This is a genomic window from Yoonia sp. R78084, assembly GCF_044595625.1.
GTDB lineage: Bacteria > Pseudomonadota > Alphaproteobacteria > Rhodobacterales > Rhodobacteraceae > Yoonia.
Window position 1 is genome coordinate 38,332 of the sequence record NZ_CP138993.1, and the last position, 22,191, is coordinate 60,522.

The window sequence follows — 22,191 nt, forward strand, 5'->3', positions numbered from 1 at the left end:
GCCCCTAGCCCGTGATTGCCTTCAACACACGTGGCGGCGACATCGGCAATTCCGTCAACCGCACGTTTGCCGCGCGTGACACAGCATTCGCGATGGCCGCCAAGGGGGGCACGATCGGCGTCTCGCCCACGCCGCGCACACCGTAGGGATGGCCGGGGTTGGGGATTTCAAGGATTACCGTTTCGATTGGTGGCAGGTCCGAAGCCACGGGAATGCGGTAGTCAAGGAAAGCAGGGTTCTGCAAACGCCCATCCTCGCCATAGATGTATTCCTCGTTCAACGCCCAGCCGATGCCTTGCACGGCCCCGCCCTGCATCTGTCCTTCGACGTAATCTGGATGCACCGCTTTGCCGGCGTCCTGAAACACCGTGTAGCGCAGGATTTTGACAGCGCCTGTTTCGGGATCGACCTCGGTATCGCAGAGGTGCACACCAAAGCTGACGCCAGCGCCATCGGCATTGACCTCATGGTGGCCTGCAATCGGGCCGCCGGTGTTGCCTGCAATGGCGGCAATCTCGGCCAGTGTCATGGGTGGATGCGTGCCTGCGTTGGGGCCAGCAGGTTTGGCAGCGCCGTCTTCCCAGATCACCGCGTCTTCGTCGATATCCCAGATTTTCGCCACACGGCGGCACATCTCTTTGATCGCGGCGCGCGCGGCCTCAATCGTGGCAAGGCCGACCGCAAAGGTCACGCGGCTGCCGTCCGTGATATCGTTGAAGCCCAAAGACGATGTGTCAGCGATCACTGTGCGGACCTTGTCATAGGGCACGCCCAGTTCTTCGGCTGCCATCATTGAAATCGACGCGCGCGAGCCGCCGATATCGGGGTTGCCTTCGACCACACCCACGGTCCCGTCATCGTTGATGTTCAGCGACACACAGGTGTTGCCACCAAAGTTGAACCAGAACCCACAGGACAGCCCGCGCCCCTGGTTCGGGCCGAGGGGGGCAGTGTAATGCGGGTGCGCTTTCGCCGCCTCCAGCGTGGCGACCAGCCCGATGTCGTTGAATGTCGGCCCGTAGGACGACAGCGTGCCCTTTCGTGCCGCATTCATCAGGCGCACATCCAGCGGATCAAGGCCCAGTTCCTGACAAAGCTCGTCTACCACACTTTCCACCGCATAGATGGCTGTGGGCGCACCGGGGGCGCGGTAGGGGATTTCCTTGGGACGGTTGGTCATGGCGTTCCAGCCGATCGTTTCGACCGCTTCCAGATCGTAGGCGGCAAAGGCTGCCTGTGCGCCCATTTCAACGGTGAAGTTGGGATATGCCCCGCCCGAATAACGCAACTCGCCCCGCGCGGCGGTAATGCGGCCGTCTTTGGTCATGCCGATCTTGATATCCATGGACGATGAAATCGTCGGCCCCGTTGCCTTCAGTACTTCATCGCGGGTCATCACGATCTTGACGGGTTTGCCCGACTTGCGCGACAGCGCGAGCGCCACAGGTTCAATGAAGGTCGATGTCTTGCCGCCAAAACCACCGCCGATCTCGGATGCGGTGATGCGTAGCTGGCTTTCTTCTACGCCCATAGCAGCAGCACAATTCGCGCGCACCATGTACTGGCCTTGGGTGCAGCACCAGACCTCGCCACGGCCATCATTGCCAAGGCTCGCCATGCAGGCCTGCGGTTCGATATAGCCTTGGTGGGTCGCGGCGGTTTTGAAGCTGCGTTCGATGATCTTGTCCGCCTTGGCAAAGCCTGCGTCCAGATCACCATGCCCGAATTTGCAGTAGGTGGTCACGTTCTGCGACATACCTGCCGGCACGTTCTCAAGCGCGCGGCCTTCCTGCACCACGGGTGCATCTGGTTTCATCGCGGCGTCCACATCGGTGACATGGGGCAGAACCTCGTATTCCACCTTAATCAGCCGGATCGCCTGTTTTGCAATCGCCTTGCTGGTGGCAGCCACGGCGGCAACAGCGTGCCCATCGTAAAGCACCTTGTCGCGCGCCAGACAGTTGATTGCCACATCGGCAAAGTCTGCATCCTCTGGCATCGCAAGGTCAGCACCTGTGACAACGGCCTTCACCCCTGCCAGCGCCTCTGCCTCGGATGTATCAATCGACACGATCCGCGCATGGGCATGCGGGCTGCGCAGAATGCGGCCATGCAACATACCGGGTGCAGAGATATCCGCGCCATAGGCGGCCTTGCCCGTGACCTTGTCGATCCCGTCCGGGCGGGTCACACGGGTGCCGACAACATTGAACCTGCGCTTTACCTGATCATCGAATGCCATGTTATGCGGCCCTCATTTCTGCAGCGGCCTTCTGGACCGCCTTGATGATTTTGTCATAGCCGGTACAGCGGCAAAGATTGCCCGCCAGCCAATAGCGTACCTCGGTGTCGGTTGGATCGGGTTTCTTTTCCAAGAGCGCCTTGGCCGCCACCAGAATGCCGGGCGTGCAGATGCCGCACTGCAAGGCGGCTTCTTCGAGAAAGACACGTTGCAAGGGATGCAGGGTATCACCCTTGGCCATGCCTTCGATGGTTTCAATCTCGGCACCTTCGGTTTCGACGCCCAGCACCAGACAGGAACAGACCAAACGCCCGTTCATCATCACACTGCAGGCACCGCAATCGCCTGTGCCGCAGCCTTCCTTTGCGCCGGTCAGCCCAAGCCGGTCGCGCAATACATCCAAAAGGCTTTCATCGGCGTGACAGAGGAATTCTGTCTCATCACCGTTGATGGTTGTTGCAACGGGTATCGTTTTCATAGCTGACCTCCTGCGCGCCCGTAGGCGATAAGGGCTGCGCGTTTCGCGAGAACCCCTGCTGTTTTCGTGCGGAATTCGATGGTTCCGCGTTTGTCTGTGATCGGCGAACAGGCAGCTTCAACCGCGTGCACCATTCCAGCGATGGCTGCGTCATCCAGCTTTGAGCCGACAAGCGCAGCCCCTGCTTCTTTTACCAAGCGCACCGTCGGGGCCACTGCACCAACCGCGACGCGCGCGGATGTGACTGTGCCACCGTCATCGAGCGCAAGGCTTACAGCCGCCGATGACACCGCGATGTCCATTTCGGTGCGGGGAATAAAGCGCAAATAGGCGTCACCTGCATGCGCAGGGCGGGCAGGCAGATAGATCGAAGTGATGAATTCCCCTTTGCTCAGAGAATTCTTGCCGGGTCCTGTCGGGATATCCACAACAGGCACATCGCGGACCCCGTCAGGGCCGTGCACCCGCGCCACCGCTTCTGCTGTGACCATTGCAGGCACCGCATCGCCTGCTGGTGAGCCGGTGCACAGGTTGCCTGCCATCGTCGCACGGCTTTGGACCTGGGAAGAGCCGATCAACTCGACCCCTTCCACCACGCCGGGCCACATTGCCTTTACCGCGTCATGTTCACCCAGTTCCGCGCCTGACACCGCAGCCCCGATGCGAAATCCACCGTCTTCAGCGACGATTTCGCGCATGCCGGGCAGGTGCTTGAGATCGACCATCAGATCAGGCTCGACCATCTCTGCCTTCAACTGCACAAGCACATCGGTGCCGCCCGCCAAAATGCGGGAAATGCCGGTTTCGTCACGCAATAGGGTTGCAGCCGCCTCAAAACTCTCGGGCTTAACGTATCTCATTGGGTATCCCCATATATCGGTAGGATTTGCGGCGCACGCGCACCGCGTCAGACGCATTGTGTCTTGAACGTCCCAGAGGGTCAAATCCATTCCCGCCGGATTGGGCCAGATTCTCGACACGCCTACTGGTATCGGACGCCGCGCCGCGCTACCACTCATCTATGACATTGAACCTGCCAAATATCCTCACGATCCTGCGATTGGCCGCAGCACCCGGTGTTGTGGTGATGTTTCTCTATTTCGCGCGGCCCTGGGCGGATTGGTTCGCGCTCGTGCTGTTTATCGTCGCGGCGCTGACCGATTTTCTTGACGGCTATCTGGCGCGTGCATGGAAGCAGGAGAGCAAGCTTGGCGCGATGCTGGACCCGATTGCCGACAAGGCGATGGTGATCATTGCGCTGGTCGTGATTACGGGCTTTTCCGGCATGAACCCGTGGATTTTGCTGCCCGCCACAGTGATTATCTTCCGCGAGGTTTTTGTTTCTGGCCTGCGCGAATTTTTGGGCGATACCGCTGGTACGCTGAAAGTCACGAACCTTGCGAAATGGAAAACAACCGCCCAGATGGTTGCGATTTCCATGCTTTTCGCGACCGGCGCGTTTGAGCATTATTTTGCGATGCAATCGCTCGCGATGACACAAGAGATGGTCGAGGACGCGATCTTTGGCAATGGCCCCGATGAGTTGGGTCTGTGGTGGAAATACCAAGGCATGATCATTAGCTGGTGGGGCGGTATCGTGATGCTCTGGGCCGCCGCGGTTTTGACACTGGTGACCGGCTGGGATTACTTCAATAAATCGCGGCCTTTTCTGCGGGATGGTGAGATATGAACGTTGTTTATTTTGCATGGGTACGTGAACGCATCGGTCTGCCGCAAGAAACGGTAGAAACGGGTGCGGCAACGGTGAACGACCTGATTGTGGAACTCAGCGCGCGCGAAGAGCGCTATGCCGCTGCCTTTGCCGATATCAGCGCGCTGCGCGTCGCACTTGATCAGGAACTCTCGGATTTCGACGCGCCCCTTGATGGTGTGCGCGAGGTTGCGTTTTTCCCTCCGATGACGGGCGGCTGATGACGGTTCGTGTGCAGGCAGAACCTTTTGACGCGGGCGCAGAGCTGAATGCCTTTGCGCAAGGGCGCACCGATATTGGCGCTGTTGTCAGCTTTACCGGCGTTGTCCGCGACACCCAAGGCGACCTGCAAGAGATGCTGATCGAACACTACCCCGGCATGACGACACGCGCGATTGCTACGATCGCGGATGAGGCTGTCGCGCGCTGGGCGCTGGCGGATGTGTTGGTGATCCACCGCTATGGGCCGCTCAAACCCGGTGAACCGATTATGATGGTCGCCACGGCGTCCGCTCATCGCGCGGCGGCCTTTGAGGCGGCAGACTTTCTGATGGATTACCTGAAATCCCGCGCGCCGTTCTGGAAGAAAGAAGTGACCGCGCAGGGCGCCTCATGGGTTGATGCCAAAGACGCCGACGAGGACGCGCTTAAACGCTGGTAGGCCAGACATCGGCGGGATCGCGCGCCAGATCCGCGCAAGGGACATGGCGGGGACACGTTGTAAGGTGGTTGTTGATCAACCCTGTTGCCTCCATGAAGGCATAGACAATCGTCGGGCCACAAAACCGGAACCCTGCCTTTTTCAAATCCTTTGAGATCTGCGTCGAGAGAGGTGATTGTGTCGGCATATCAGCCCGGTTCGAAATGGTTGTGCGCAGCGGCACCCCGTCTACATAATTCCACAAGAACCGGTCAAAGCCCTGACGTGCCTCAATCTCTTGCCATGCGCGGGCATTGCCGATGGTTGCTTCGATCTTGCCACGATGGCGGATGATACCGGCGTCACCCAGCAGACGCGCAACATCGGCCTCGCCCCACTGCGCAATCACATCGGGGTCGAAACCTGCAAAGGCTGCACGAAAGTTTTCACGCTTTTTCAGGATCGTGATCCACGACAGCCCCGCCTGAAACCCGTCCAGGATGAGCTTTTCCCAAAGTGCGCGGCTGTCATACTCGGGCACACCCCATTCGGTGTCATGATAATCGATGTAAATCTGCTCGGGTCCGGCCCAACTGCAACGTTCATTCATTCGGGTGTCCTTAACCGGTTGTTAGCCCAAACTGGGGCATCTTGCGCAAGTTTAGTATGGAGTGCGCAGATGCAAAACACCACGCTCAGCCTTGCGCAGGTTGATAAGCAGGAGCTGGATGATCCATTCGGATACGCAATGGCAAGCCGTGATGCAGATGTGCTGTATCTGGTGCGCGATGCGCTGGCAGCGGGGCGTGGGCAATTGGCGTTCCAGCCTGTTGTGACATCCGACGCGCAGCACCGAGTCGCCTTCTATGAGGGCCTGATGCGTTTGTCGGATGAAAGTGGGCGGGTTCTGCCTGCGGCCCACTTTATGCCGCAGGTCGAAGACACGGATATGGGCCGCCAGATTGATTGCCTGTCGCTGGAACTGGCCCTGCGCAAACTGCGTCAGAACCCGGACTTGCGTCTTTCGGTCAACCTTTCGGCGCGTTCCATTGGTGATGGTGAATGGCGGCGCACCTTGGATCGCGGGCTTCTGGACCGCAACAATCTGGGGGACCGCTTGATCTTTGAGATCAGCGAAACCTCGGCCATGTTGCTGCATGAAAACGTGATCCGCTTTATGAGCGAAATGCAACCACGGGGCGTTGGCTTTGCTTTGGATGGCTTCGGTGCGGGCTTTATCGCGTTTCGACATCTGAAATCCTTTTTCTTCGATCTGGTGAAGATCGACAAAAGCTTTATCCGTGGCATTGACCGTGATCCCGACAATCAGGTTTTGGCAGAGGCGCTGATTACAGTCGCGCATCAGTTTGAAATGTTTGCCGTTGCAGACGGGGTGGAAACGGCGGCAGAGGCGGAATTTCTCGAAGGCCTCGGTGTGGATTGCTTGCAAGGGTATTACTTTGGCGTGCCAAAACCCGCGCTCTAGCAGAAATCTACCAAGTACTCAGATGCTTTGATTTGCTTTTCAGCACAATTGCGCATACCCAAAGAGGCAATGGGCTAAGGTGTTTGGCTTGCACCTGTCGGGTGGAACTGGCACCTTTTTGCTGGACCAAAACCTGAAGGGAACCATCCATGACGAACGTCGTTATCGCATCCGCAGCACGCACCGCCGTTGGCAGTTTCGGCGGATCATTCGCAAACACACCCGCACATGATCTGGGGGCCACCGTTCTGGAAGCCGTCGTCGCGCGTGCCGGTATCGATAAATCTGAAGTCAGCGAAACGATCCTCGGCCAGGTTCTGACAGCCGCCCAAGGGCAGAACCCCGCGCGTCAGGCACATATCAACGCGGGTCTGCCGAAAGAATCCGCTGCTTGGGGCATCAATCAGGTCTGTGGGTCCGGTCTGCGCGCGGTTGCGCTGGGCGCACAGCATATCCAACTGGGTGATGCGTCTATTGTCGCCGCTGGTGGACAGGAAAACATGTCACTTTCGACACATGCTGCCAACCTGCGCGCCGGTCACAAAATGGGCGATATGACCTATATCGACACAATGATCCGTGACGGTCTGTGGGATGCGTTCAACAACTATCACATGGGTCAGACAGCCGAGAACGTGGCCGAGAAATACCAGATCACCCGCGAGATGCAGGACGCATTCGCAGTCGCGTCGCAGAACAAGGCGGAAGCGGCCCAAAAGGAAGGCCGCTTTGACGATGAAATCACAGCCTTCACTGTGAAAACCCGCAAGGGCGATATTGTCGTTGATGAAGACGAATACATCCGTCACGGCGCAACCATCGAAGCCATGCAAAAGCTGCGCCCTGCCTTCACCAAGGACGGGTCTGTGACGGCGGCGAACGCTTCTGGCCTGAACGACGGTGCCGCGGCAACCTTGCTGATGTCTGCCGATGAGGCCGAAAAACGCGGTATCGAACCGCTGGCGCGCATTGCGTCTTACGCCACAGCCGGGCTTGACCCGACCATCATGGGTGTCGGCCCGATCTATGCATCGCAAAAAGCACTGGCCAAGGCCGGTTGGAACGTTGAAGATCTCGATCTTGTCGAAGCGAACGAAGCCTTCGCGGCCCAAGCATGTGCCGTCAACAAAGAGATGGGCTGGGATCCGGCGATCGTGAACGTCAACGGCGGGGCCATCGCAATCGGTCACCCGATCGGCGCATCCGGCTGCCGCGTTCTGAACACGCTGCTGTTTGAAATGAAGCGCCGTGGTGCGAAGAAGGGCCTTGCCACGCTGTGCATCGGCGGCGGCATGGGCGTTGCAATGTGTGTCGAGCGCCCGTAATTTTTGAGAAATAATGTTGCGCCCAAGGTGGCGCAACGATAACAAGATTACCTAACCAAAGCTCTGGGAGGAGAAATTTATGTCCCGTGTTGCACTTGTAACAGGCGGCTCGCGCGGTATCGGCGCAGCTATTTCGACAGCATTGAAAGATGCAGGCTATCAGGTTGCCGCGACTTACGCGGGCAATGATGAAAAGGCTGCCGCCTTTACCGCTGAAACCGGCATCAAGACCTACAAATGGGATGTCGCGAATTACGAGGCCTGTCAGGCAGGCGTCGCCCAGGTCGAAGCTGATCTTGGTCCGGTCGAGATTTTGGTCAACAACGCGGGCATCACCCGTGACGCGCCTTTCCACAAGATGACCCCGCAGCAGTGGCATGAATGCATCGACACCAACCTGAACGGCGTGTTCAACATGACGCACAACGTCTGGGGCGGTATGCGCGAGCGCAAGTTTGGCCGCATCGTGACCATCTCTTCGATCAATGGCCAGAAAGGCCAGTTTGCGCAGGCAAACTATGCCGCGACCAAAGCAGGCGACATCGGCTTCACCAAATCATTGGCCCAAGAAGGTGCGCGCGCCGGTATCACGGTGAACATCGTGGCACCCGGCTATATCAACACCGAAATGATGAGCACGATCCCCGAGAAAGTGATGAACGAAGTCATTCTGCCGCAGATCCCTGTTGGTCGTCTTGGCGAAGCTTCAGAGATCGCACGCGCGGTTTGTTTCCTTGTGTCTGATGATGCGGGTTTTGTGACGGGCTCTACCCTGTCGGCCAATGGTGGCCAGTACATGACCTAAGGTCTGGCACATCCTGGAAATCACAAAGGCCACGTCAACGGGACGTGGCCTTTTCTTTTCGGCGTTAGAAATCGCTAGTGCGCGGTGAGACGCGAAATTTCTTCCTTGAGAATCAATTTCTGCTTCTTGAGTTTTGCAATTTCGATGTCATCGGCAGATGGGCTTCGCTGCATTGCCTCGACATGCTCCGAGAGGTTTTTATGCTTCTTCTTCAGTTCCTGTACATGCGAACTCAAGCTCATAGTCGATCTCCTCTAGGTTTGGGTATTCCGATTGCAGCACATTCGATGTCGTCTGTCACGCTGCAAGGCAGAAACTGAGCGTCTTTCCACCGTGGCAGCCGTGTGTTGCGAATTCGTTAACGCCAAATGGGTAAATCCGCGCCGTTCCGCAAAACGCGTCCGACCTCTCGGGTATAGCTTTCCTGATCACCCTGATGCACCTCACCTGCATGCATGACCAGCGTCGGCGCCATGCGAAACGGCGTTTTCCCTTCTTGTCGCGCTTGCAGCAGGAAGAGCTCTGGCGCGCGGTGCGCGCGTCCTGCAATGGGCCGCACGATGATGGCGCCGAGCCGCCCCGCAAGCGAATCGAGGACCTCCGGCAGCCGTTCCATACGTTGGATCAGCGTCAGGTATCCGCGCGGCCCGACCCGTCTTGCCCCGACGTCCAGCCAAGTCTGCAACGGCGTGTCACCTGCAAAGGCTATATCCTTGCCTGTGTCATCCGATGCCGTGCCTGCAGTGCGATCAAAATAGGGCGGGTTCATGATGACATGATCAAACCGGCTTTGCCGCAGGTCCGCTGGTAACGCGCGCAAGTCAGCGCTCACCACCGTCAGAGGCAGCGCGTTTTCTACAGCATTGCGTTGGGCGAGTGCGGCATATTCCGGCTGCACCTCAACTCCCGTTATCTGCAAATCAGGTACGCGGGCGGCCAGACAAAGCGACGCGGTTCCAACACCGCACCCCAGTTCCATTACTGACTGCCCCGATTTCGCCGCAACCGAGGCGGCCAGAATGACCGGATCAACGCCCGCGCGATATCCGCGTTTGGGCTGCCAGATTGCGATTTTGCCACCCAGAAAATCGTCTTTGGTCAGGTCCTCAGTCGCGCCCAAGGTCAATCTCTCCGTCGCGCATCACCGCCTCGGCCATAAATAAATCGCGGTCCAGCACCATCAGGCGGCGCGGCATTATGCCAATGCTGCCTTCAAGGACGCTCATATTTACGTCGAAGGTGAACCAGTCTATACCCTCGCTGTCCAGAAGGGCGGTTGCAAATGCGATGACGGTCGGGTCATTGGTGCGTAGAAGCTCTTTCATAACCAAAGACCTAAGGCGCGGTGCAGCCGTTGTCTATTCACATGACGGAAATTGCGATGAGCCTTGATACCGCTGCCACCAAACCGCACGAACAACTCGCCGAGGCGCTGGCCGATGATCTGACTGCGGTGAATGCGCTGATCCGCGATCGTATGGCATCGGAACACGCCCCGCGTATCCCCGAAGTGACCGCGCATCTGGTGGAGGCAGGTGGCAAGCGTTTGCGTCCGATGCTTACACTCGCCGCGGCGCGGATGTGTGGCTATACGGGGCCGTACCATATCCATCTGGCAGCGACGGTTGAGTTTATTCACACGGCGACTTTGCTGCATGATGATGTTGTTGATGAAAGCAAGCAACGGCGGGGCCGCCCCACGGCAAACCTGTTGTGGGACAATACATCAAGCGTGCTTGTGGGCGATTATCTTTTTGCCCGTTCGTTCCAGTTGATGGTTGAAACGGGATCGCTGCGCGTGCTGGATATTCTGGCGAATGCGTCCGCTACGATCGCCGAAGGCGAGGTGCTGCAACTGACCGCCGCCAGTGATCTGGCGACAACCGAAGCGATCTATCTGCAGGTCGTGCGCGGGAAAACCGCAGCGCTCTTTTCTGCCGCGATGGAAGTCGGCGGCGAGATCGCGGGGCAAGATGCTGCGACCAAACAGGCGCTCTTTGATTATGGCGATGCGCTGGGTATTTCCTTCCAGATCGTCGACGATCTTCTCGACTATGGCGGCACCAAAGCCATTGGCAAGAACGTGGGCGATGATTTCCGCGAGCGCAAGCTTACCCTGCCCGTGATTCGCGCGATTGCCGCCGCTGATGCGGAAGAACGCGCCTTCTGGGAACGCACAATCGGAAAGGGCAGACAGGACGAAGGCGATCTTGATCAGGCGATTGCCCTGCTTGCAAAGCACGGCACAATGGAAGCCACGCGACAGGATGCGCTGGCATGGGCCGAGAAGGCGAAAACGGCGCTGGATGCAGTGCCAGACCATCCGCTTAAAAAGATGCTGGTTGATCTTGCGGACTACGTCGTCGCGCGGATCACCTGAGCTCTGCCATAAAGCCCGAAGGCGCGCCCCGCAGCGTACCAGATTGGCCCAAGCACAGCGACGCCGACCAACCCATCGACAAAGTAGTGCCATCCAAGGTGTACTGACCCAACCCAGATGATGATGGCATAGAGCGTGACAATCGCGCCGAGCACACGGTTCAGGTGCCACGCGGGCAAGACCCACAAAAATGCCAGCACGATATGCATCGACGGCATCGCAGAGATACCGCTGCCAAGGCCGGACACGCCCAGCTCATTCAGGCGAAACAGATAGCCTTGGGCGAAGACCGCACTGAAAGGTCCAGCAACTTCATTCTGGGCAGCAAGCCGATCAACCAGTGGTGCAAAGGTGGTGCCGTCCCCGAAAAGCACCCCGTCATAAACAGGCCCCGCAGAGTGCAACGCACTGGCCATGACCATCCCTATCATCACGAAACTCGCCAGATACGAAACCATATAGGTATAGCGCAGCGCAGGCCGTCCCTGCGCCGCAATACAGACAGTATATCCCAGGACCATGGGCAAAAAGGCCGGGTGATAGATGAAATCAATGACTTTGGTCAGAAACGGTGTCGGAAATACTGCGTGGGACAAGACCCACGGATCCTGCCCCCCGAAAAGCGCGCGGTCCCATGCAATGAACATCGCGTCAAACCCATAGCCCTCTGCCCCGACGACCGTACTCTTGTAGACGGTAAAGCAAGAAACCGTGACGATCAGCGCAATCAGCGCTGCCAGAATGTCCCCCCAGCGGATCGTCGCCAAATAGGAGCGATACCACGCCATCGGGTCATCAGGTGTCTGGCCGCTTGTCCGGCGCCTTTGCTGTACTCTGAGCCAGATGAACTGCGCCAGAAGCCACGCCGCAACAACAAGCGAAATTCCAAGCGCATAGCCAGAGGCCACTGCCAGCACAGGGCCAATCCCAGCGTCAGATTGCAGCACCAGCAAGAGCACAGAAGTCACGGCGATCAGGGCTACGACAATCTGGAAGCGCCCACCAAAGTGGCTGTCCATTGTATCCGCAGTCTGCGGAGAGGTCGTGTCGGTTGTCATAAATCAAAAGCCAAGGTCGATAAAATCAACCTTGGCATAGCTGACAGCGCAGGCATTGCGCAACGCAATCAGCACATGTCCGGACAACCCTTTGTGATCTGTGGCGAAAGGGTTGCTCGGGATTTGGCGCTACTCTGCCGCGCGGTTGGCTGCGACAGCCGCTTGCGCGCTGGCAACCAAGGCTGCACCGTCATAGCCTTTCGCGTCCATCTCGGCGATCCAGGTTGCCGTCACTTCCGCGCCCAGCGCTTTGATCCGGTCTGTCTCGACCTCGGACAGTTGCGCAATCTCGTTGCCATCAGCGGCCATCACATCACGGCCGACGACATCTCCGGTATCATGCGCGCGGCCTGCCCAGCGGCTTGCCATCATGCCGGAATTGGCATCAATGATCGCGCGCAGATCGTCGGGCATCCCTTCATAGACATCCTTGTTCATCGCCCAGATGAAATAGAGGTTATACAGCGCCTGATCACCTGCCACATCCGTATGGCTGTCGGTCAACTCGTCCAGCTTCAGCGACGGCGACATTTCCCACGTAATCACACCGCCATCGACAACGTCGCGCGACAATGCTTCGGGAAATTGCGGTACAGGCATGCCAATGGGGGTTGCGCCAAGCTCTTCGAGCAAAAGCGTTGCCGCGCGCGATGGGCCACGCAGTTTCAACCCTTCAAAATCCTCGACCGTTTCGACGGGCGCACCACGTTTGTGCACAATGCCTGGTCCATGCATGTGTGCGGCGATCAGATGCACATCGGCGAAGTCATCCATCAGGTATTCCTGCGTGAACTCCCACGCCGCGGCGCTTGCCTCTTCGCCAGACTTGCTTGTCATGAAAGGCAATTCCATGGCCTCGGCTTCGGGAAAGCGGTTCGGCTGATAGCCGGGAATGACCCAGCCGCCATCAATCGCGCCATCGCGGATCAGGTCGTACTGGCTTGGTGCAGACCCGCCGAGTTGCATGAAGGGGTAGAGCTCTACCTTGATGCGGCCATTCGACTGTTCCTCGATCGCGTCGGCCCAGGGCTGCATGAAATAGGTGGGGTTCGCACTGGCGGGCGAGACAAAGTGCTGAAAGCGCAGCGTCACCTCTTGTGCGATTGCGGATGTTGCAGACAGGCCAAGTATGGCCATCAAAGCGGCAGATTTCATCAGGTGCATAGCGTGCATCCTTTTCATCAGGTTTTCAGGGGAAAGGTGTCACCGCTAGCGACACGAGAGATATAGGGCCACCGCGCCCCAGTTGCAAGTTATTCGCAAGAGGGGAAATCACCGATTGTTTTCCCCTCTGGTATTATCCGCCGTAGGTCGGGTGAAACTTGCCGCCTGGTGAACGCGTGAAAATCTCGCACCCGTCTGCGGTGATGCCGATTGAATGTTCAAACTGCGCTGAAAGCGATCTGTCATAGGTCACAGCGGTCCAGTCATCGACCAGAACCTTGGTATCAGGGCGCCCCAGATTGATCATCGGCTCGATGGTAAAGAACATCCCTTCCTCAAGCACAGCACCGGTGCCTTCGCGCCCGTAGTGCAGCACATTGGGCGGCGCATGGAACACACGGCCCAGCCCGTGCCCGCAGAAATCGCGGACTACGGACATGCGGTGGCTTTCTGCATAAAGCTGGATCGCGTGGCCGATATCGCCAAAGGTATTACCGGGTTTCGCGGCCTCGATCCCTTTCATCAGGGCGTCGTGGGTAACCTCGATCAAGCGTTCGGCCTTCTTGGAAGGCGTTCCAGCCACATACATGCGGCTGGTGTCGCCATACCAACCATCCACTATGACGGTGACGTCGATATTCAGGATATCCCCGTCCTTGAGCGCATCATCATCGCGCCGCTTTTCGTGGTTGCGCGACACAGTCTCACTGGCGGATTTCGGAATCGGCGCGCCTGGAATGCCGTGGCAGACCACATGGTTGACGGAAATACAGCTTGCGTGCTGATAGCCTTTGTAGCCGATCGTCGCCGAGACTGCGCCCGCCTCATCCACCCATTGGGTGATCAAACGATCCAGTTCACCGGTGGTTTGGCCCACGGTCACATAGGGCGCAATGTCGTCCAAAAGCTTGGCCGCCAGTGCCCCTGCTTTCGCCATGCCGGCAAAGTCTTCGGGCTGATACAGGCGAATGCCGTCTTTGGTCAGATGCGTTTTGTTCGTTTCCACGGGTCGCGTTCCTTTGTGTCTTATGCCGCACATAGGCGAATTTCCGACGAAGTTCTAGGGCCGGAACGGGATTGGATCGCCCAGCGTGATCCCCGTGGGGTCAATTCTGCATGCATGCGCCAACACGATAACACCGGCGTCCGCCGCGTGATCGAACGCGGCCTTGTAGGCCGGATCAATGTCGCCTGCCAAAGTGACCGCCGCACAATCCGTGCGCTGCACCAGATAGAACATCACCGCACGATGCCCCTGCTTCACCATCTGCGCCAGTTCCGCCACATGCTTGGCCCCGCGCGCCGTCACGCTATCGGGAAACTCTGCCAAGCCTGACTGGCGGGACAAGGTCACGCTCTTGACCTCGACATATGTATCCGGCCCGTCACCACTGAGCAGAAAATCAATCCGGCTGTTTTCACCATATTTCACCTCGGGCCGCACCAGATCATAGGGCGGCAGACCCGACACCTCATGCGCCATCAAAGCCGCCTTGAGCGCGCGATTGGGCACTGAGGTATCAACACCGGTAAAATGCCCGTTGTCATGCTCAACCAGACGCCAGCCGAATTTCAGCTTTTTCCTGGGATCATCATTCGGCTCAAGCCAGACCTTCATGCCCGGTTCGGCCAGTCCCAGCATTGATCCGGGATTGGCACAATGCGCGGTGACTTCGCGTCCGTCTTCCAGCCGTACATCGGCCAGAAACCGTTTGTAGCGTTTGATCAGGCGGGCAGGGACAAGAGGCGTGGCAAATTCCATACGCGCCCTATAACAACTCTGACAAGACAGGAGAACCACCAGATGCCAAACCCCACCGCTGCCATGCTTGTGATCGGCGATGAAATCCTTTCGGGGCGCACCCGCGATGCGAATATGCACTATCTTGCGGGGCAATTGACCGAGCGGGGCATCGACCTCAAAGAGGTGCGGGTGGTCAGTGACGATAGGGATGCGATTATCGCGGCGGTTAAGGCGTTGTCAGAAAATTACGCCCATGTCTTTACCAGTGGCGGCATCGGGCCGACCCATGATGACATCACCGCCGATTGTATCGCCGCTGCCTTTGGTGCGCATATCGACGTGCGCGCCGATGCACGCGCGCTGTTGCAGGCGCATTACGACCGTTCCGGACAGGAATTGAACGCGGCACGTCTGCGCATGGCACGCATTCCAGACGGGGCGACGCTCATCGACAATCCGGTTAGCACGGCACCGGGGTTCAGCCTCGGGAATGTCCATGTCATGGCGGGGGTACCTTCGGTCTTTAAAGCCATGGTCGCGAGCATCCTGCCGACACTGACAGGCGGGGCGCCGTTGTTGTCGCGTACACTGCAACTCTTCAAAGGTGAGGGCGATCTGGCTGGACCATTGGGTGCGTTTGCGCAAGATTACCCCGATCTGAGCGTCGGGTCTTACCCTTTCCAGAAAGATGGGGTTTACGGGTCGAACATCGTGGTGCGCGGCAGTGACGCTGTTGCGCTCGATCTGGCGATGAAAGCACTTGAGGCGAAATTTGCATGACGACACTTCCGTCGCTTGAAACACTCTATTCCGTGATCGAAGGCACATGGCCGCCTGCAGAAAGCCGCGAGGTGGGTCCTTGGAGAATACGGCTTGATAAGAGCGGCAGCAGCCGTGTCAGTGCGGCAACAGCGCAGGGGCCTGTCACTGATACCGATATTCCGCAGGCTGAAGCCGCGATGCGCGGGGCAGGGCAAACGCAGCTCTTCATGGTGCGGGCGGGCGAGGGCGACTTGGACAACATGCTGGCCGCACGCGGTTATGTGATTAAAGACGTCACCAACCTTTACGCAGCACCTGTCGCGACCGTCGCCACCGAACGTCCACCGCCCGTTACCAGCTTTGAGGTCTGGCCGCCGCTGGCCGCACAAGAAGAAATCTGGGCCGCGGGCAGGATCGGCCAAGGACGTTTGGCGATCATGGCACGCGCCGTGGGACCAAAGACAACCTTGCTGGGGCGATTGAATGACCAGCCTGCAGGAACGGTTTATGTGGGCATCGCCGCCGGATGCGCCATGATCCATGCGCTCGAGATCGCGGCCGCCCATCGCCGTCAGGGGCTTGCGCAATACCTGACGCGTGCGGCGGCCTTTTGGGCGCGGGACAATGGCGCGGATTACCTGACGCTGGTGACAACGCAGGTGAACGATGCGGCCAACGCGCTCTACACTTCCCTCGGCATGACGCATGTGGGACAGTACCACTATCGACGATTGCCGGAGTGAACCTTTGACTGACCAACCCACCGCCCTCGATTTGCCCATGGCCGACCCGTTGCCGGAGGCCACGCAGAAGTACTTTGATATCTGTCGCGAAAAGCTTGGGATGGTGCCCAATGTGCTGCAAGCCTACGCCTTTGACATCGAAAAGCTGAACGCCTTTACGGCGCTTTATAATGATATCATGCTGTCCGCCTCTGGCCTGTCCAAACTCGAGCGCGAAATGATTGCGGTCGCGGTGTCGTCCATAAACAAATGCTACTACTGCCTGACTGCCCATGGTGCCGCCGTGCGGCAGTTGTCGGGTGATCCGCAACTTGGCGAGATGCTGGTGATGAACTGGCGTGTCGCCCCTCTGGATGCACGCCAGAAGGCGATGCTGGAATTTGCCGAACTGATGACTGTCGCCAGTGCCAAGATTGAAGAGAAAGACCGTGACGCACTGCGTCAGGTCGGGTTCTCGGACCGTGATATCTGGGATATCGCCGCGACCGCCGGCTTTTACAACATGAGCAACCGGATCGCTTCGGCCACCGATATGCGGCCCAATGACGAATATCACGCGCAAGCCCGATGATCCGCATAATTGCCGCATGTTTGGGCATTGCTGCGGGCATGGCGCAGGGCCAAACGCTCGATTTTCCAAGCAACGCGAGCTTGCAGGAAGAGGTGATCCGCCCTGCCGATAGTTACCTTTTGCCGCTGGGCATTTGGGATCAGGGCGCGATGCCTGCGCAAACTGTCGAAGGCCACGTGATCCAGCAAGCCTGGCGGATCGCGGCGCCTGCGCTCACGACATTACAACTGGTGCGCCCTTTGCGCGAACAGTTGCGCAACGACCGCTATCAGATCATCTTTGAGTGCCAGACCGAGGCCTGTGGCGGCTTTGATTTCCGTTTTGCGGTCGAAACGCTGCCACCGCCGGACATGAGGATCAACATTGGTGATTTCCGGTTTCTTGCGGCTGAACGGGTCGGACACGATGGGCCTGAGTATCTGACTTTGTTCATCAGCCGAACAGCGGAAGCAGGCTTTGTCCAAATCACGCATGTCGGTCCTGAAAGTGAGACCGCACCGCCGATTGCGCAGGCTGCTGCGTCACCCTTGCGTGCATTTGGCGCGGTATCCGACGCCACACTGTCCGAGCAACTTGATCAGGCCGGGCGCGCGGTCCTTGCCGATCTGAACTTTGAGACGGGTTCTGCCCAGCTTGCCCAAGGGGACTACCCGTCGTTGCGCGCTTTGGCAGATTATCTTGGAGATAGGCCGTCGCGGACGGTTGCACTGGTGGGACATACGGATTCGTCGGGGGCACTCGACACAAATATCGCCTTGTCCAAACGTCGCGCAGCCTCTGTTTTGGAACGGCTTGTCAGCGACTATGGTGCAGACCGTGCACAGCTTGAGGCCGAGGGCATGGGCTATCTTTCGCCGCTTGCCTCAAATCTGACCGAAGCGGGCCGGACCGCCAATCGCCGCGTCGAAGTGATCGTGACATCTACTGAGGAATGATTGTCTTTGGGTCCTGACCCTAGGCATGTGCCCGGAGTGCTTTCTTCTGCAATGACGGCGTCCAGTTTACAAAAAGCGCCCGACCGTTTTGTTTTGCATAGTAAAGTGCGGCATCCGCCCGCCCAAGTAAGGTATCAATTGGGATCGCCGGTTGCGCCATTACCGCACCGATCGAGAGCGTCACTGTCAGTTCGCCATGGGCCTCGGTCATAACTTTGATCGGTTGCGTCAGGCGCGTGCCGATAGACTGCGCAGTTTCCGGGGCTGCGTCCCTGAGATAGATCGCAAATTCCTCGCCTCCGAGGCGGCCCAACACATCATCCTGACGGATATTTTCACGCAGCTTGGCGGCGATGGCCTGCAAACATTTGTCCCCGGCTTGGTGCCCGTAGGTGTCATTGATGGCTTTGAACCTGTCGGCATCCAGCATCATAAGGACACCGGTGTTTTCGCGGGTCCGTGCCTTTGCAGCCAGATCAAAAAATGTGTTGCGGTTGTTCAGTCCGGTCAGCCCGTCCATGCGTGACAGATGCCATAGCTTTCGCTGCAGGCGCAACTGGAACATCGTGATGATAAAGAAGAACGTGATAATCGGGCCACCGACCACGATTGAATGGGCAAGGTAGAACCACAAAGAGTAGTATGCGCCACCACCAAAGAACGTTGCGAAAGCGATATTCGCAACTGTGACAAACCCCAGCCACACCCCAAGGCGCACGATAAAACCAAGCGTGCTTTGCGGTGCCAGTAAGCGCATGACCTGGTCCATCAGATTCATTCTCCGTCGTCCTTAGGACACCGGATAGGGCACATGCGTTACGATTGGTTTAAGACGAAAAAAAGCGCGACCAACAACACGGTCGCGCAAGTATTTGAATAGACACCTTGGGAAACTACCAGATCTCGGGGCCCTTGTCGGCAAAGGCGTGGGCCAGAAAATCTATGAATGCGCGCACCTTGGGCTGCGTAAAGCGACCTGGTGGATACACCGCATAGATGCCTTGTGTCTCAACCGGCAAATCGGGAATCGCGACTTCGACCAACCCTTTACTCATTGCATCCGCATAAAGAAAACTTGGCAAATAAGCAATTCCAAGCCCGCCGATACAGGCGTTCAAGAGCGATTGACCATCATTCACGGTCAGCCAGCCCGCCGTGCGCACCTGCCGTTTTTCGCCCGACGGTGCGGTCAATTTCCAGACCGCGGAGTTCGCTTGGTTCGAATAATGCAGCAGCTTGTGCTCGTTCAGGTCGTCAATCTTTTCGGGGCGGCCATACTGCTTGAAATAGGCAGGGCTCGCGATCATGCGCTTTGTTGTTTCGGTCAGCTTACGGGCGCGCAGGGTGCTGTCTTCCAGCTCGCCAATGCGGACGGCCATATCAAAGCCTTCGGAAATCAATTCAACATAGCGGTTGTTCAACGCCATGTTCACAGTGATGTCGGGAAATTCGGACAGGAATTCGCCCAGAACAGGCGACAAGTGGTTCACCCCGAAATCTGTCGCCACGCTGATACGCAGCAGGCCGGAAGGCGCAGACTGCATCGACGTGACCAAAGCATCGGCTTCGCCTGCGTCATTCAGAACACGGCGGGCGCGGTCGTAATAGGCAAGCCCGATCTCGGTCGGGCTGACGCGGCGGGTGGTGCGGTTCAGCAAACGTGCCCCCAGACGGGCCTCAAGCGATGAGACGTGTTTGGAGACCGCAGATTTGGAAATTCCCATTTTCTTGGCAGCGTCCGTAAAGCCGCCCTGATCCACAACTGTGGCGAAGGCCTCCATTTCGGTTAGACGATCCATGAAACTTCCTGACGCTGCTATTTGATACCGTTCCGCCCAACGTGGCAGTGAAATCGGGCAGGATTAGGACAAATGCCTGACAATACGGGGGTATGAATCCGCTTTGGTGACAACGCGGAAACAGCGGTTTTCAGCGAAATACCCTGTAAATTATGGGATCGGACGTGTCGTCACCCAAGCCTTGCGTGGTCCGGTCATAACCCGGCAGCAAGGCGTGTGCCTTGATTGATCGCACGTTTGGCGTCCAGTTCCGCCGCCACATCTGCCCCGCCGATCACGTGAACGCGGCGCCCTTGGGCGACCAATGTATCGGCCAGACTGCGCTGCGGCACCTGACCCGCGCAGAGGACAATTGTCTCGGCTGGGATGATTCTGGGGTTTTCGCGCGCGTCGCCGTGACTGATATGCAGGCCGTCCGCGTCAATCCTTTCGTAGTTCACGCCACCGATCATCTGCACATTCTTCATTTGAAGCCCCGCACGATGGATCCAGCCGGTGGTCTTGCCCAGCCGCTTGCCCAGCTTTTCGGCCTTGCGTTGCAAGAGCGTGACCTGCCGCACCGGTGCCTCGGGCTGAGGACCCTCCGCGCGCAATCCGCCACGTGTCTGCGCAGGATCACCGACGCCCCATTCCTGCAGCCATTCATCCAGGTCTTCGGTCGGGCTGTCGCCTGTCACCAGATATTCAGCCACATCAAAACCGATGCCGCCGGCCCCGACAATCGCAACTGTTTTGCCAACCTGCGCCTTGCCGCGCAGCACGTCGATATAGGACCGCACGTTCGGCCCGTCCTGACCGGGGATTTCAGGGTCGCGCGGGGCGACACCTGTGGCGATGATGATCTCATCGAATTCAGCAAGGTCGTCGGGTGTCGCCGTTTTGCCCAAGCGCTGTGTAATCCCGGCCTTCGCCACCATCGTGCGATAGTAATCGACCAGCCCCCAGAATTCCTCTTTGCCCGGAACCTGTTTGGCCATGTTCAACTGGCCGCCAATTTCGTCGGAGGCGTCAAAGACAGTCACATGATGCCCGCGTTCTGCGGCAGTAAGTGCTGCCGAAAGCCCTGCCGGACCTGCGCCGACGACGGCGATGTTTTTGGGCGTTTCTGCTGGCGTGATCGTCAACTCTGTCTCGTGACAGGCGCGCGGATTGACGAGACAGGACGACAGTTTGCCGCTGAAGGTATGGTCCAGACAGGCCTGATTGCAGGCAATACAGGGCGCAATTTCCGCAGCCTTGCCTGCCGCAGCCTTTGCCACGAAATGCGCGTCCGCAAGGAAAGGGCGCGCCATGCTGACCATATCGGCACAGCCGTCCGCCAGTACGGCCTCACCCACTTCGGGCATATTGATGCGGTTTGACGTGATGATGGGGATATTGACCTCGCCCATCAGCTTTTTGGTGACCCACGTGAAGGCGCGGCGCGGCACTGATGTTGCAATGGTCGGAATGCGCGCCTCATGCCAGCCGATGCCAGTGTTCAGGATCGTGGCGCCTGCAGCTTCGACCGCTTTGGCAAGCTGGACGACCTCTTCCCAAGTTGATCCGTTCGGCACCAGATCGATCATCGACAAACGGTAGATCACGATGAAATCAGCGCCCACCGCTTCGCGGACACGGCGCACGATCTCGACCGGCAGGCGCATCCTGTTCTCGTATGACCCGCCCCAGCGGTCGGTGCGCTTGTTGGTGTGGGTCACAAGGAACTGATTGATGAAATACCCCTCAGAGCCCATGACCTCGACACCGTCATAGCCTGCTTCGCGCGCGCGGGCGGCGGCGGTTACGATATCTGCGATCTGTTTTTCGATCCCGTCTTCATCCAGCTCTGTGGGCGGAAACGGCGAAATCGGTGATTTCACGGCCGAGGGGGCCACGCATTTCGGCGAATAGGCGTAACGCCCAGCATGAAGGATCTGCATGGCGATCTTGCCACCTGCATCATGGACGCGGTCGGTCACGATCCGGTGGTTGATGATATCCTCGGGCGTAAAGAGGCCCGCAGCCCCCGGAAACACGCCACCCTCTTCGTTTGGGGCCATGCCGCCCGTGACCATCAACGCCACTTCGCCCCGCGCGCGCTCGGCATAAAATTCGGCCACACGGTTCCAGTCTTTCGTTTCCTCAAGCCCTGTGTGCATCGAGCCCATGAGCACGCGATTCTTGAGCGTCGTGAACCCCAGATCGAGGGGGGACAAAAGATGGGGATATTGGGTCATGAAAGTGCCTCCGCTTTGGGCGATCATGGCGAAAGTCGTGGCGGTCGTCACCCTCAACGTGGCGTAAAATGGATCACTTACAGCAAGACCGGAAAGGTTTTGCGCTTCGCGCCCATTCCGCTACTCTGT

At 58.3% G+C, this 22,191-nt stretch carries 25 protein-coding genes; 11 read left to right on the forward strand and 14 right to left on the reverse strand.

Annotation, left to right across the window (positions count from 1 at the left end; all coding sequences use genetic code 11):
• Window positions 1-4: 4 nt before the first annotated feature.
• The 3 genes from SJY29_RS00200 to SJY29_RS00210 are packed head-to-tail and all read right to left on the reverse strand — an operon-like array spanning window position 5 to window position 3,580.
• Window positions 5-2,242 (reverse strand): xanthine dehydrogenase family protein molybdopterin-binding subunit, encoded by a 2,238-nt coding sequence (locus SJY29_RS00200; protein ID WP_400085397.1) that lies wholly within the window; start codon window positions 2,240-2,242, stop codon window positions 5-7.
• Between the two features lies 1 nt (window position 2,243).
• The gene (locus SJY29_RS00205) at window positions 2,244-2,720 is read right to left on the reverse strand and encodes a (2Fe-2S)-binding protein (RefSeq protein WP_400085400.1); all 477 of its coding nucleotides are present in this window, start codon (window positions 2,718-2,720) and stop codon (window positions 2,244-2,246) included.
• Window positions 2,717-3,580: an FAD binding domain-containing protein gene (locus SJY29_RS00210; RefSeq protein WP_400085403.1), complete on the reverse strand. Its 864-nt coding sequence runs from the start codon at window positions 3,578-3,580 to the stop codon at window positions 2,717-2,719. The genes SJY29_RS00205 and SJY29_RS00210 overlap by 4 nt, the downstream gene beginning before the upstream one ends.
• Window positions 3,581-3,741: 161 nt before the next feature.
• Here SJY29_RS00210 and pgsA point away from each other — a divergent pair, with 161 nt between their 5' ends.
• The 3 genes from pgsA to SJY29_RS00225 are packed head-to-tail and all read left to right on the forward strand — an operon-like array spanning window position 3,742 to window position 5,092.
• Window positions 3,742-4,410: a CDP-diacylglycerol--glycerol-3-phosphate 3-phosphatidyltransferase gene (gene pgsA, locus SJY29_RS00215; protein WP_110279519.1), complete on the forward strand. Its 669-nt coding sequence runs from the start codon at window positions 3,742-3,744 to the stop codon at window positions 4,408-4,410.
• Complete coding sequence (moaD, locus tag SJY29_RS00220) at window positions 4,407-4,652, forward strand: molybdopterin converting factor subunit 1 (protein WP_400085406.1); 246 nt, start codon at window positions 4,407-4,409, stop codon at window positions 4,650-4,652. Before pgsA ends, moaD begins: the two co-directional genes overlap by 4 nt.
• Window positions 4,652-5,092: a molybdenum cofactor biosynthesis protein MoaE gene (locus SJY29_RS00225; RefSeq protein WP_055297101.1), complete on the forward strand. Its 441-nt coding sequence runs from the start codon at window positions 4,652-4,654 to the stop codon at window positions 5,090-5,092. The genes moaD and SJY29_RS00225 overlap by 1 nt, the downstream gene beginning before the upstream one ends.
• On the opposite strand, the gene SJY29_RS00230 is transcribed toward SJY29_RS00225, so the two are convergent.
• Window positions 5,079-5,681, reverse strand: coding sequence for a DNA-3-methyladenine glycosylase I (locus tag SJY29_RS00230; RefSeq protein ID WP_400085410.1), 603 nt, complete (start codon window positions 5,679-5,681; stop codon window positions 5,079-5,081). The genes SJY29_RS00225 and SJY29_RS00230 overlap by 14 nt on opposite strands.
• 69 nt (window positions 5,682-5,750) lie before the next feature.
• Here SJY29_RS00230 and SJY29_RS00235 point away from each other — a divergent pair, with 69 nt between their 5' ends.
• The 3 genes from SJY29_RS00235 (at window position 5,751) to phbB (ending at window position 8,687) form a co-directional block, all read left to right on the forward strand.
• A complete protein-coding gene (locus tag SJY29_RS00235; RefSeq protein ID WP_400085413.1) occupies window positions 5,751-6,557 on the forward strand; it encodes an EAL domain-containing protein in 807 nt (268 codons plus the stop codon).
• A gap of 149 nt (window positions 6,558-6,706) precedes the next feature.
• On the forward strand, window positions 6,707-7,882 hold the full coding sequence (locus tag SJY29_RS00240) for an acetyl-CoA C-acetyltransferase (protein WP_400085416.1): 1,176 nt from the start codon (window positions 6,707-6,709) through the stop codon (window positions 7,880-7,882).
• A gap of 79 nt (window positions 7,883-7,961) precedes the next feature.
• Window positions 7,962-8,687, forward strand: coding sequence for an acetoacetyl-CoA reductase (phbB, locus tag SJY29_RS00245; protein ID WP_076659648.1), 726 nt, complete (start codon window positions 7,962-7,964; stop codon window positions 8,685-8,687).
• A gap of 74 nt (window positions 8,688-8,761) precedes the next feature.
• Here phbB and SJY29_RS00250 read toward each other — a convergent pair whose 3' ends face one another.
• From SJY29_RS00250 to SJY29_RS00260, 3 genes are all read right to left on the reverse strand, one after another.
• Window positions 8,762-8,929, reverse strand: coding sequence for a YdcH family protein (locus SJY29_RS00250; protein ID WP_400085419.1), 168 nt, complete (start codon window positions 8,927-8,929; stop codon window positions 8,762-8,764).
• A gap of 116 nt (window positions 8,930-9,045) precedes the next feature.
• Window positions 9,046-9,813 (reverse strand): tRNA1(Val) (adenine(37)-N6)-methyltransferase, encoded by a 768-nt coding sequence (locus SJY29_RS00255; protein ID WP_400085422.1) that lies wholly within the window; start codon window positions 9,811-9,813, stop codon window positions 9,046-9,048.
• The gene (locus SJY29_RS00260) at window positions 9,794-10,012 is read right to left on the reverse strand and encodes a DUF2007 domain-containing protein (RefSeq protein WP_055297113.1); all 219 of its coding nucleotides are present in this window, start codon (window positions 10,010-10,012) and stop codon (window positions 9,794-9,796) included. The genes SJY29_RS00255 and SJY29_RS00260 overlap by 20 nt, the downstream gene beginning before the upstream one ends.
• A gap of 56 nt (window positions 10,013-10,068) precedes the next feature.
• Between SJY29_RS00260 and SJY29_RS00265 the strand changes: the two genes are divergently transcribed.
• Window positions 10,069-11,067 carry a polyprenyl synthetase family protein gene (locus SJY29_RS00265; RefSeq protein ID WP_400085426.1) on the forward strand — a complete coding sequence of 333 codons (999 nt, stop codon included), beginning with the start codon at window positions 10,069-10,071 and terminating at the stop codon, window positions 11,065-11,067.
• Here the strand turns inward: SJY29_RS00265 and SJY29_RS00270 are convergent.
• From SJY29_RS00270 to sfsA, 4 genes are all read right to left on the reverse strand, one after another.
• Window positions 11,043-12,125: a phosphatase PAP2 family protein gene (locus tag SJY29_RS00270; protein WP_400085429.1), complete on the reverse strand. Its 1,083-nt coding sequence runs from the start codon at window positions 12,123-12,125 to the stop codon at window positions 11,043-11,045. The genes SJY29_RS00265 and SJY29_RS00270 overlap by 25 nt on opposite strands.
• Before the next feature lie 129 nt (window positions 12,126-12,254).
• On the reverse strand, window positions 12,255-13,298 hold the full coding sequence (locus SJY29_RS00275) for a TRAP transporter substrate-binding protein (RefSeq protein WP_400088793.1): 1,044 nt from the start codon (window positions 13,296-13,298) through the stop codon (window positions 12,255-12,257).
• A gap of 124 nt (window positions 13,299-13,422) precedes the next feature.
• Window positions 13,423-14,328, reverse strand: a complete 906-nt coding sequence (gene map / locus SJY29_RS00280) for a type I methionyl aminopeptidase (RefSeq protein ID WP_400085432.1) — start codon at window positions 14,326-14,328, stop codon at window positions 13,423-13,425.
• Window positions 14,329-14,349: 21 nt separating this feature from the next.
• Window positions 14,350-15,051: a DNA/RNA nuclease SfsA gene (gene sfsA, locus SJY29_RS00285; protein WP_400085435.1), complete on the reverse strand. Its 702-nt coding sequence runs from the start codon at window positions 15,049-15,051 to the stop codon at window positions 14,350-14,352.
• Window positions 15,052-15,093: 42 nt separating this feature from the next.
• Between sfsA and SJY29_RS00290 the strand changes: the two genes are divergently transcribed.
• The 4 genes from SJY29_RS00290 to SJY29_RS00305 are packed head-to-tail and all read left to right on the forward strand — an operon-like array spanning window position 15,094 to window position 18,044.
• Entirely contained in the window at window positions 15,094-15,813 is a 720-nt protein-coding gene (locus tag SJY29_RS00290; protein WP_400085438.1) for a competence/damage-inducible protein A, read from the forward strand.
• The gene (locus SJY29_RS00295; RefSeq protein ID WP_400085440.1) at window positions 15,810-16,538 is read left to right on the forward strand and encodes a GNAT family N-acetyltransferase; all 729 of its coding nucleotides are present in this window, start codon (window positions 15,810-15,812) and stop codon (window positions 16,536-16,538) included. The genes SJY29_RS00290 and SJY29_RS00295 overlap by 4 nt, the downstream gene beginning before the upstream one ends.
• Before the next feature lie 4 nt (window positions 16,539-16,542).
• A complete protein-coding gene (locus tag SJY29_RS00300) occupies window positions 16,543-17,109 on the forward strand; it encodes a peroxidase-related enzyme (protein WP_400085443.1) in 567 nt (188 codons plus the stop codon).
• Entirely contained in the window at window positions 17,106-18,044 is a 939-nt protein-coding gene (locus SJY29_RS00305; protein WP_400085446.1) for an OmpA family protein, read from the forward strand. The genes SJY29_RS00300 and SJY29_RS00305 overlap by 4 nt, the downstream gene beginning before the upstream one ends.
• 19 nt (window positions 18,045-18,063) lie before the next feature.
• On the opposite strand, the gene SJY29_RS00310 is transcribed toward SJY29_RS00305, so the two are convergent.
• The 3 genes from SJY29_RS00310 to SJY29_RS00320 all read right to left on the reverse strand — a co-directional run bounded on the left by SJY29_RS00310 (window position 18,064) and on the right by SJY29_RS00320 (window position 22,062).
• Entirely contained in the window at window positions 18,064-18,822 is a 759-nt protein-coding gene (locus SJY29_RS00310) for a GGDEF domain-containing protein (protein ID WP_400085449.1), read from the reverse strand.
• A 115-nt stretch (window positions 18,823-18,937) separates the two neighbouring features.
• Window positions 18,938-19,843, reverse strand: coding sequence for a LysR family transcriptional regulator (locus SJY29_RS00315; protein WP_110279533.1), 906 nt, complete (start codon window positions 19,841-19,843; stop codon window positions 18,938-18,940).
• A 194-nt stretch (window positions 19,844-20,037) separates the two neighbouring features.
• Window positions 20,038-22,062 carry an FAD-dependent oxidoreductase gene (locus SJY29_RS00320; RefSeq protein WP_400085453.1) on the reverse strand — a complete coding sequence of 675 codons (2,025 nt, stop codon included), beginning with the start codon at window positions 22,060-22,062 and terminating at the stop codon, window positions 20,038-20,040.
• Window positions 22,063-22,191 lie beyond the last annotated feature (129 nt).

Bases quoted from the DNA above. Each gene is read 5' to 3' on its own strand.
- sfsA (WP_400085435.1), bottom strand. From the start codon at position 15,051: ATGGAATTTGCCACGCCTCTTGTCCCTGCCCGCCTGATCAAACGCTAC.
- SJY29_RS00240 (WP_400085416.1), top strand. From the start codon at position 6,707: ATGACGAACGTCGTTATCGCATCCGCAGCACGCACCGCCGTTGGCAGT.
- moaD (WP_400085406.1), top strand. From the start codon at position 4,407: ATGAACGTTGTTTATTTTGCATGGGTACGTGAACGCATCGGTCTGCCG.
- SJY29_RS00210 (WP_400085403.1), bottom strand. From the start codon at position 3,580: ATGAGATACGTTAAGCCCGAGAGTTTTGAGGCGGCTGCAACCCTATTG.
- SJY29_RS00310 (WP_400085449.1), bottom strand. From the start codon at position 18,822: ATGAATCTGATGGACCAGGTCATGCGCTTACTGGCACCGCAAAGCACG.
- SJY29_RS00290 (WP_400085438.1), top strand. From the start codon at position 15,094: ATGCCAAACCCCACCGCTGCCATGCTTGTGATCGGCGATGAAATCCTT.
- SJY29_RS00265 (WP_400085426.1), top strand. From the start codon at position 10,069: ATGAGCCTTGATACCGCTGCCACCAAACCGCACGAACAACTCGCCGAG.
- SJY29_RS00315 (WP_110279533.1), bottom strand. From the start codon at position 19,843: ATGGATCGTCTAACCGAAATGGAGGCCTTCGCCACAGTTGTGGATCAG.
- phbB (WP_076659648.1), top strand. From the start codon at position 7,962: ATGTCCCGTGTTGCACTTGTAACAGGCGGCTCGCGCGGTATCGGCGCA.
- SJY29_RS00275 (WP_400088793.1), bottom strand. From the start codon at position 13,298: ATGCACGCTATGCACCTGATGAAATCTGCCGCTTTGATGGCCATACTT.
- pgsA (WP_110279519.1), top strand. From the start codon at position 3,742: ATGACATTGAACCTGCCAAATATCCTCACGATCCTGCGATTGGCCGCA.
- SJY29_RS00205 (WP_400085400.1), bottom strand. From the start codon at position 2,720: ATGAAAACGATACCCGTTGCAACAACCATCAACGGTGATGAGACAGAA.
- SJY29_RS00260 (WP_055297113.1), bottom strand. From the start codon at position 10,012: ATGAAAGAGCTTCTACGCACCAATGACCCGACCGTCATCGCATTTGCA.
- SJY29_RS00295 (WP_400085440.1), top strand. From the start codon at position 15,810: ATGACGACACTTCCGTCGCTTGAAACACTCTATTCCGTGATCGAAGGC.
- SJY29_RS00250 (WP_400085419.1), bottom strand. From the start codon at position 8,929: ATGAGCTTGAGTTCGCATGTACAGGAACTGAAGAAGAAGCATAAAAAC.
- SJY29_RS00305 (WP_400085446.1), top strand. From the start codon at position 17,106: ATGATCCGCATAATTGCCGCATGTTTGGGCATTGCTGCGGGCATGGCG.
- SJY29_RS00230 (WP_400085410.1), bottom strand. From the start codon at position 5,681: ATGAATGAACGTTGCAGTTGGGCCGGACCCGAGCAGATTTACATCGAT.
- SJY29_RS00320 (WP_400085453.1), bottom strand. From the start codon at position 22,062: ATGACCCAATATCCCCATCTTTTGTCCCCCCTCGATCTGGGGTTCACG.
- SJY29_RS00225 (WP_055297101.1), top strand. From the start codon at position 4,652: ATGACGGTTCGTGTGCAGGCAGAACCTTTTGACGCGGGCGCAGAGCTG.
- SJY29_RS00200 (WP_400085397.1), bottom strand. From the start codon at position 2,242: ATGGCATTCGATGATCAGGTAAAGCGCAGGTTCAATGTTGTCGGCACC.
- SJY29_RS00235 (WP_400085413.1), top strand. From the start codon at position 5,751: ATGCAAAACACCACGCTCAGCCTTGCGCAGGTTGATAAGCAGGAGCTG.
- map (WP_400085432.1), bottom strand. From the start codon at position 14,328: ATGTGCGGCATAAGACACAAAGGAACGCGACCCGTGGAAACGAACAAA.
- SJY29_RS00270 (WP_400085429.1), bottom strand. From the start codon at position 12,125: ATGACAACCGACACGACCTCTCCGCAGACTGCGGATACAATGGACAGC.